Annotated in this window: 1 protein-coding gene; it reads right to left on the minus strand. The window is 45.9% G+C overall.

Annotated elements, in window-relative coordinates:
- Positions 1 to 13: 13 nt before the first annotated feature.
- Positions 14 to 1,191, minus strand: a protein-coding gene (locus F6K37_RS43200; RefSeq protein WP_287257315.1) for an IS630 family transposase whose coding sequence is annotated in 2 segments (ribosomal slippage) — positions 14 to 750 and positions 750 to 1,191 — 1,179 coding nt in all. Because the reading frame shifts where the segments join, the coding sequence is not laid out codon by codon here.
- Between the last annotated feature and the right edge of the window lie 54 nt (positions 1,192 to 1,245).

Raw genomic sequence — 1,245 nt, forward strand, 5'->3', positions numbered from 1 at the left:
TGGCGTGGCACAGCTAATTTGGTGCATTAGATTCTAGGTCTTCATCAAGTTCAAATACAGGATATAGGTGTTTAAGTTTGACTCGTGCATCTTCGGTAGTAAATCGCCAAACGACCTTGGCTGAACTACTGTTGCGCTCTTGTTGCCATGCATCAAGTTCATTCTTTAGTTCCTCAACCGTGGCAATCCGACGGTCAAGACATTGCTGAGACAGTACTGATAGCTCAGTTTCCGCTACATTAAGCCAACTACCATTGCGTGGCGTGTGAATCAACGACCGTCGCCGTGCCAAACTGTGGGCTTCAGAGGCGGGAAAAGTCTTGTAAAAAGAGGAGATGTTATGGATATTGAGGTTGTCGCACAGCAAGCGCACAATGTGATCATCAGGATAGTCAATATCGAGTAATTGCTTGACTTCCATAGCCCAGTCGGAGCTGGTGCGGTTGTCGCGACAACTGACTCGTCGCCAACCTCGGCTGGGGTCAAAAAACCTAAATAGGGCTTGGACTCCTTCACGGGTGTAGTGATAGTCTTCTTTGGCATTTACTCCTGGCTGCATCGGAATCGGTTCGTACAAGTGACCATGTAACTCCTTGCTGGCTTCATCCATGCAGATTAAGGGGATTTCTGGATTTTCAGGACAGGTATAGTGGTCTAGAACTACTTCCATTTCGGCTACAAATCTTGGCAAATCTCGTTCTGGAATACAGAATCTCTGAGTTTTCCAGGGACGCAATTTGTTTTTTTTAGGGTTCGTCTCACTGTTTCCCTAGAAATTTCCGTGACGATTGTGCGTCGCTTGAGTTCTGTAGTTAAGAGTCTCAAACTCCAATTCCCTCTCCCTTGGGGTGGCTCACTGCAACAAAGGGCAATAATTTGAGCTTCTGTTTCTCCATCCACAATCGGCTCTACTGGTGGTTTCCTTCTGAGTTTTCTCTCTAACGCTGGCACTACTCCTTTTTCTAAGAATTTTTTTCGCACTCGACCCACTGTATTGCGATGGAGATTGAGTGCTAAGGCAATTTCGTTATCTGTCCATTTCCGCTTTGCTTCCCCTCCTTCGTCTGACATCAACAGTATTTGAGCATGAAGTATTTTTTTGGCTGGGGCGTATCCATTGTTGCTTATGACTTCCAGCCTTTTTCTCTGTTCTCGACTCAGAATCACCTTGTCTCGTTTTCCTCTTCCCATACTTTCCGCCTCAGTTATCCTATTTCTATTGCACTATTTTAGCTGTGCCACGCC

Origin of the sequence: Moorena sp. SIO4E2, from assembly GCF_010671945.1 — a bacterium.
GTDB lineage: Bacteria > Cyanobacteriota > Cyanobacteriia > Cyanobacteriales > Coleofasciculaceae > Moorena > Moorena producens.